General features: G+C 59.7%; 7 protein-coding genes and 1 pseudogene. All 8 read right to left on the bottom strand.

What is annotated here, in order from left to right:
- Window positions 1-597, bottom strand: a 597-nt coding sequence (locus tag ACIP1X_RS26600; RefSeq protein WP_400755762.1) for a D-alanyl-D-alanine carboxypeptidase family protein, incomplete at its 3' end; no start/stop codon positions are given.
- A 190-nt stretch (window positions 598-787) separates the two neighbouring features.
- The gene (locus ACIP1X_RS26595) at window positions 788-1,801 is read right to left on the bottom strand and encodes a septal ring lytic transglycosylase RlpA family protein (protein WP_159814959.1); all 1,014 of its coding nucleotides are present in this window, start codon (window positions 1,799-1,801) and stop codon (window positions 788-790) included.
- Window positions 1,801-2,811: a lytic murein transglycosylase B gene (gene mltB / locus ACIP1X_RS26590; RefSeq protein ID WP_053124170.1), complete on the bottom strand. Its 1,011-nt coding sequence runs from the start codon at window positions 2,809-2,811 to the stop codon at window positions 1,801-1,803. The genes ACIP1X_RS26595 and mltB overlap by 1 nt, the downstream gene beginning before the upstream one ends.
- A gap of 17 nt (window positions 2,812-2,828) precedes the next feature.
- Complete coding sequence (gene rodA, locus ACIP1X_RS26585) at window positions 2,829-3,932, bottom strand: rod shape-determining protein RodA (protein WP_053124173.1); 1,104 nt, start codon at window positions 3,930-3,932, stop codon at window positions 2,829-2,831.
- A gap of 31 nt (window positions 3,933-3,963) precedes the next feature.
- Window positions 3,964-5,859 carry a penicillin-binding protein 2 gene (mrdA, locus tag ACIP1X_RS26580; protein ID WP_053124174.1) on the bottom strand — a complete coding sequence of 632 codons (1,896 nt, stop codon included), beginning with the start codon at window positions 5,857-5,859 and terminating at the stop codon, window positions 3,964-3,966.
- Between the two features lie 10 nt (window positions 5,860-5,869).
- Window positions 5,870-6,337, bottom strand: a complete 468-nt coding sequence (gene rlmH / locus ACIP1X_RS26575; protein ID WP_003185785.1) for a 23S rRNA (pseudouridine(1915)-N(3))-methyltransferase RlmH — start codon at window positions 6,335-6,337, stop codon at window positions 5,870-5,872.
- Window positions 6,338-6,346: 9 nt separating this feature from the next.
- Window positions 6,347-6,841, bottom strand: a complete 495-nt coding sequence (gene rsfS, locus ACIP1X_RS26570) for a ribosome silencing factor (RefSeq protein ID WP_053124176.1) — start codon at window positions 6,839-6,841, stop codon at window positions 6,347-6,349.
- A gap of 72 nt (window positions 6,842-6,913) precedes the next feature.
- Window positions 6,914-7,008, bottom strand: a pseudogene (locus ACIP1X_RS26565) (nicotinic acid mononucleotide adenylyltransferase); the annotation flags it as partial.

The raw sequence follows: 7,008 nt of genomic DNA, 5'->3' as shown, positions 1-7,008 counted from the left end.
TTTCTGCGAGTAGATCGCATAGTGAGCCGGGTCTTCGTGGATGATCGCGCGGGCCAGAATCGCCATGTCGTGAGCCGACGAATAGTGCTCAGGGTTTGGCAGACCGGTCGGGTTCATGAAGTGGGTATTGGTCATTCCCAGATCGGTGACCGTCTTGTTCATCAGGTCAGCGAATGCATCTTCGCTGCCGGCGATGTGCTCGGACAACGCGACGCTGGCGTCGTTGCCGGACTGGATGATGATGCCGTGCAGCAGGTCGCTGACAGTCACCTGCGAACCAACCTTGATGAACATCCGCGAACCGCCGGTGCGCCAGGCGTTTTCGCTGACGGTCACCGGATCGTTTTCACCGATCTGGCCACGACGGATTTCCAGGGTCGCGATGTACGCGGTCATCAGTTTGGTCAGGCTGGCCGGTGGCAGACGCTGGTCACCATTGTTCTCTACCAGCACGTTGCCGCTGCTGGCGTCCATCAGAACGTAGGCTTTGGCGGCCAGTTGTGGTGGCGACGGCATCATCTCGGCCGCGAAGGCGGCTGGCGAGAGGAGCAGCGGGACTAGCAGACACAGGCGTTTGGCAAAGGTGGTGATGTTCATCCGTCTCTCGAAATCGCTAATGGAAACTGCCCTTGCGGACAAAATTTAATCAGATGGCTTTCTAACGGGCCATCGCGGGTTCAGTTGCTCACTCCAGTCACCCTTGCCGGGCTTTTGTTCTTCGACGAGCCAACAACCTGGTTCACCCCCCAATCGCTGGTGAACCGTCAATCAAGTTCTACGTTGCTACTTATTCAGTGACCACACTTGGCGAACCAAGGTTGGCCAGGCGCACGCTGTTCTGCACCTGGGCAATTTCACCCGGCGAGCCGATCGGCCCCAGGCGAACCCGATGCAGGGTCTGCTGATTGCGCACGATCGAGCTGATAAACACCGGAGCGCTCACCATCCCGCTGAGCTTCGACCTCAGGAGTTCTGCAGCGTCCGGGTTGGCGAACGCGCCCACCTGCAGATACTGGCCAGTTGCTGTTGCAGAAGCGTTTTTTTTTGCACTCATCGGCACGGGGACGGTGTCGGAGGCATGTTGCTGCGGTGGCGGCGTCCATTGCTCGACGGTGCCGGCCGAAGCCGTGATCACCGGCGCGCTGTTCTGCGCGACCTGCGGCTCGTTGAGCATCAGCGGTGCCGGACGGCCCTTGGCGGCCCAGTATTGCTGCGGATCGATGCCTTCGACCTTGACGCGCGCAGTGCCGGTTTCGGCGTAACCGAGTTTTTTCGCGGCGGCGTAGGACAAGTCGATGATGCGATCGGAATAGAACGGCCCACGGTCATTGACCCGCAGAATCACCGTGCGGTTATTGTCCAGGTTGGTCACCCGAACGTAACTTGGCAGTGGCAATGTCTTGTGGGCGGCACTCATGCCATACAGGTCGTAGACCTCGCCGTTGGCGGTGTTCTGACCGTGAAACTTGGTGCCGTACCAGGACGCCGTGCCGGAAGCGACATAGGTCTTGGATTCCTGCAACGGGAAGTAGGTTTTGCCCAGTACGGTGTACGGGTTGGCCTTGTACGGGCCGGTGTGCAGGGTCGGCGTGGCATCGGGAATACGCGAGACATCGACGTCCCACCACGGTGCGCCGTCTTTGTGCGCACGGTTGATGTCCAGACCCGGCTGCGCACGCACAGCAGTGGATGAGGTTGTTTTCGGCGTCGGCGAACGGCTGGTCGTGCAACTGGCGACCAGTACTGCCAACGCAGCGAAGGCCACCAGCTTCAGGGGTTTATTGTTAGGCAATGCCTGCATTACTTGACGCCCCGTGCTTGTACCAGCTGTTCAGACAGTTGATGTACGGCCATGGCGTACATCACGCTGCGGTTATAACGCGTAATCGCGTAGAAATTCTTCAGGCCCATCCAGTATTCAGGGCCGTTCTCGCCTTCGAGGCGAAATGCAGTAACCGGCATATCATCGCGCAGCGCATCATGACTTGACCAGCCCAGCGCCCGCAACTCTCCGACCGTTTTTGTCGGCTCGATGCCGGTGGTCAGGCCTTCATCGACCTGCTCGCCCCGCACATCGGCGCGGCTGACCACAGGCTCACCCGCAACCCAGCCGTGACGCTTGAAATAGCTGGCAACGCTGCCGATCGCATCATCCGGGTTGTTCCAGATATTGATGTGGCCGTCACCGTCAAAATCCACCGCGTAGGCGCGGAAGCTGCTCGGCATGAACTGCGGCAGGCCCATCGCCCCGGCGTACGAGCCTTTGAGGGTCAATGGATCGACCTGTTCCTCACGCGCCAGCAGCAGGAATTCACGCAGTTCCTTACGGAAAAATTCGGCACGGGGAGGATAGTCGAAACCGAGCGTCGACAAGGCATCGATCACCCGGAAATTACCGGTATTACGTCCGAAAAAGGTCTCGACGCCGATGATCGACACGATGACTTGTGCCGGCACGCCGTATTCCTGCTCGGCACGGGCCAGCGTAGCCTCGTGCTGACGCCAGAAGTCCACACCACGGGCGATGCGCGCGTCGGTGATGAACATCGGGCGATATTCTTTCCACTGTTTGACCCGCTCGGCAGGTCGGGAGATGGCGTCGAGAATCGACTGTTTGCGCTGCGCCTCGCGGAACACACCCATCAGTTGTTCACCGGCGAAACCATAATCGCGGGTCATTTCACCGACGAACTCGGCCACCTGAGGTGAGCCTTCGTATTCGCCGGCCAGCGCTTCCTGCACGCTCCCAAGGAGGCCAACCAGGCCAACCCACGGCGCGCATCGAGTCGCCCAGCCACGCATTACTTGCATTGAACTCTTCACCTTATTCAAACCTGTGCGATCCACTTGCGATGGGTATGGATCGACATCAAAACCCCAAACGCTGACAGCAGCGTCACCAGCGAAGTTCCTCCGTAGCTAATGAACGGCAACGGCACCCCTACAACCGGCAACAGGCCACTGACCATACCGATGTTGACGAAAACGTAAACAAAAAACGTCATGGTCAACGAACCGGCAAGCAATTTACCGAACAGCGTTTGCGCCTGAGCGGTGATCACCAGCCCCCGGCCAATCAGCAATAAATAGATCAGCAACAACGCGCAGATGCCCACCAGGCCGAACTCTTCGCCCAGTACGGCAATGATGAAGTCGGTGTGGCTTTCCGGCAGAAAATCCAAGTGAGACTGAGTACCGAGCAGCCAGCCTTTGCCGAACACGCCGCCGGAACCGATCGCCGCTTTCGACTGAATGATGTTCCAGCCGGTGCCCAACGGATCGCTTTCCGGATCGAGGAACGTCAGGATCCGTTGCTTCTGGTAGTCGTGCATGATGAAAAACCACATCGCCACCGACACCGGAATCGCCGCCGCCAGCACGCTGAGAATCCAGCGCCAGCGCAAGCCACCCATGAACAATACGAAAGCGCCGCCAGCAAGAATCAGCAGCGATGTGCCGAGGTCAGGCTGACGGACGATCAGCACAAACGGCACACCGATCAGCATCAGGCTGATACCGACGTGCTTGAGTTGCGGCGGCAACGTGCGTTTGGACAGGTACCAGGCAATGGTCGCCGGCATCAGGATCTTCATGAATTCCGAGGGCTGGAAGCGGATCACCCCGGGGATGTTGATCCAGCGCGTTGCACCCATGGCGTTGTGGCCCATGATGTCCACGACCATCAGCAGCACCACCCCGACCACATAACCGAGCGGCACCCAACGCGCCATGAACCTCGGTTCGAGCTGGGCGATGACGATCATCGACACCAGGCCGATGCCAAACGAGGTGGCTTGTTTGGCCAGCAGATCCCAGCTCTTGCCACTCGCCGAATACAGCACGAACAGGCTGCCGGCGGCGAGGATCAGCAACAGAATCAACAACGGGCCATCGATGTGTAGACGTTGCAGCAACGTCGCACGACGACGCATCACATCCTCGCTGGAGAGCATGCGATCAAAATTATTCATCACGGGCCGTAGCCTCCGCACTGATTGGGCTGGCGTATTCGGCCTTCAATCGACCTTCGGGATCGAGCAGCCAGGCGTCCATGACCTGACGCACCACGGGCGCGGCAACGCCGGAACCGGACTCACCGTTCTCGACCATCACCGAAACAACGATTCGCGGATCGTCAGCCGGGGCAAAACCGACGAACAAGGCGTGGTCACGGTGGCGCTCCTGAACCTTGGAGCGGTCGTACTTCTCACCCTGCTTGATCGCGACAACCTGCGCGGTACCGGACTTGCCGGCAATACGGTATTGCGCGCCGATCGCGGCTTTACGCGCAGTCCCCCGCGCGCCATGCATCACTTGCTGCATGCCGTGGTTGACCTTGTTCCAGTCCGACGGATCGCGCAGAACAATGTCCGGCATCGGGTTTTCGTCCACCGGTTTCTGCCCTTCGAGGGATTTGGCCAGGTGCGGACGGTTCCAGATGCCTTTGTTGGCGACCAGCGCGGTGGCTTGCGCCAGTTGCAGCGGGGTCGATTGCATGTAGCCCTGGCCGATCCCGAGAATCAGGGTTTCGCCCGGGAACCAGGCCTGCTTGCGCGTCGCTCGCTTCCATTCGCGCGATGGCATCAGGCCGGGGGATTCTTCGAACATGTCCAGCGAGACCTTCTGGCCAATGCCGAACTTGTTCATGTAAGCCGACAACCGATCGATGCCGAGCTTGTGTGCCAGGTCATAGAAGTAGGTGTCGTTGGAACGCATGATCGCCGTGTCGAGGTCTACGAAGCCGTCACCGGTGCGGTTCCAGTTACGGTATTTGTGATCGTAGTTGGGCAGCATGTAGTAGCCCGGATCGAACACTCGGCTCGACGCCGTAATCACACCGGAATCGAGGCCGGCAATCGCCACCGCTGGCTTGATCGTCGAGCCCGGCGGGTACAGACCACGCAGTACACGGTTGAACAGCGGCCGGTCGATGGAATCGCGCAACTCGGCGTAAGCCTTGAAGCTGATGCCGGTGACGAACAGGTTCGGGTCGAAGCTCGGCTGACTGACCATCGCCAGCACTTCGCCGGTCTTCGGATCGAGCGCCACCACCGCGCCACGACGACCGCCCAGTGCAGCTTCGGCGGCTTCCTGCAATTTGATGTCCAGGCTCAGAACGATGTCTTTGCCGGGAATCGGATCGGTACGCTTGAGCACGCGCAACACGCGGCCACGGGCGTTGGTTTCCACTTCTTCGTAACCGACCTGACCGTGCAATTCCGGCTCGTAGAAACGCTCGATGCCGGTCTTGCCGATGTGGTGGGTGCCGCTGTAGTTGACCGGATCGAGGCTCTTCAGCTCTTTCTCGTTGATCCGCCCCATGTAACCCACCGAGTGCGCAAAATGCGCGCCCTGCGGGTAGTGACGAACCAATTGCGCCACCACTTCGACGCCCGGCAGACGGAACTGATTCACCGCGATGCGGGCGATCTGTTCTTCGCTCAGCTCGAACAGAATCGGCACTGGCTCGAACGGCCGGCGCCCCTGACGCATGCGCTTCTCGAAAATCACCCGGTCTTCCGGCGTCAGCTCAAGCACTTCGACGATGACGTCGAGCACCTGCTGCCAGTCGCCGGAACGCTCGCGCGTCATGCTCAGGCTGAAGCTCGGACGGTTGTCCGCCACCACCACGCCATTGCGGTCGAAAATCAGCCCGCGTGTAGGCGGAATCGGCTGCACATGGACGCGATTGTTTTCCGAGAGCGTCGAGTGATAGTCGTACTGGATCACCTGCAAGTAATACAGCCGCGCGATCAACACGCCAATCAACAGCACAATCGCCACGGCCCCGAACACGACGCGGCTACGCACCAGGCGTGCGTCCTTTTCGTGGTCCTTGATGCGGATCGGCTGAGACATGAGGGCAGGATTACTTGTGGTAAGGGTGACCGGACAGCACGGTCCAGGCACGGTACAACTGTTCGCCGATCAGAATCCGCACCAGCGGGTGCGGCAACGTCAGCGGCGACAACGACCAGCGTTGATCAGCGCGGGCACAGACTTCCGGCGCCAGCCCTTCCGGGCCACCGACCATGAAATTGACCGTGCGCGAATCCAGCCGCCAACGATCGAGTTCGACCGCCAACTGCTCGGTGCTCCAGGGCTTGCCATGGACTTCGAGGGTCACAATTCGCTCATTCGGCCCGACCTTGGCCAGCATGGCTTCGCCTTCCTGACGGATGAAGCGGGCCACATCGGCATTCTTGCCGCGGGTGTTGAGCGGAATTTCCACCAGTTCCAGCGCCAGCTCGGAAGGAAGACGCTTGGCATATTCATGCCAGCCTTCTTCCACCCATTTGGGCATGCGTGAACCGACGGCGATCAGGCGCAGTCGCACAGCAATCCCTTACAGCTGGTCTTTGTTGAGCTTGGTGAAATGCTCGTGGGTGTTTTCCGGGCTGTGATGCTTGGCATCTGCCGCACGGCTTTGTTCGGCACCGGCCCACAGACGCTCCAGGTCGTAGAACTGACGCGCCGAGGCGGTCATCATGTGCACGATCACGTCGTCCATATCCAGCAGAACCCAGTCGCTGTCGCCCTTGCCTTCTTCACCCAATGGCTTGACGCCCTGGGCTTTGACCGCTTCGCGAACCTTGTCCAGCATCGCGCCGATCTGGCGGTTGGAGGTACCGGTGGCGATGATCATGAAGTCGGTGATGCTTTGCTTGTCGCGAACATCCAGGATCTGGATGTCTTGCGCCTTGACGTCTTCAAGGGCAGCGACAGCGACTTTGACCAGCTCTTCGCCAGCCAGCTCTGGGCCGGTTTTTACTTCGACCGGCAGCGGTGCGCTCTTGAACGTGCCTTTGCGCTTAACTTTGCTTACGTCTTTGTCAGTCATATAAAACTCGTTTTGCTCGTGTATTCGGCGGCTTGGGGACACGGTGATTCGTATCAGTGAAGCACGCCTTGTTCAGTTCGACGCACGGTATAGACCGTGCGCATCGATGTAGGCCAGGACCGCGTCGGGCACCAGGAAACGTACCGACTTACCGCTGGCCAGCAGTT

The organism is Pseudomonas sp. NPDC088885, from assembly GCF_044750025.1.
In the GTDB taxonomy this organism is placed as follows: Bacteria; Pseudomonadota; Gammaproteobacteria; order Pseudomonadales; family Pseudomonadaceae; genus Aquipseudomonas; species Aquipseudomonas rustica.
This window is presented reverse-complemented; position numbering and strand designations above follow the sequence as displayed.

Bases quoted from the DNA above. Each gene is read 5' to 3' on its own strand.
- ACIP1X_RS26595 (WP_159814959.1), bottom strand. From the start codon at position 1,801: ATGCAGGCATTGCCTAACAATAAACCCCTGAAGCTGGTGGCCTTCGCT.
- mltB (WP_053124170.1), bottom strand. From the start codon at position 2,811: ATGCAAGTAATGCGTGGCTGGGCGACTCGATGCGCGCCGTGGGTTGGC.
- rodA (WP_053124173.1), bottom strand. From the start codon at position 3,932: ATGCGTCGTCGTGCGACGTTGCTGCAACGTCTACACATCGATGGCCCG.
- mrdA (WP_053124174.1), bottom strand. From the start codon at position 5,859: ATGTCTCAGCCGATCCGCATCAAGGACCACGAAAAGGACGCACGCCTG.
- rsfS (WP_053124176.1), bottom strand. From the start codon at position 6,841: ATGACTGACAAAGACGTAAGCAAAGTTAAGCGCAAAGGCACGTTCAAG.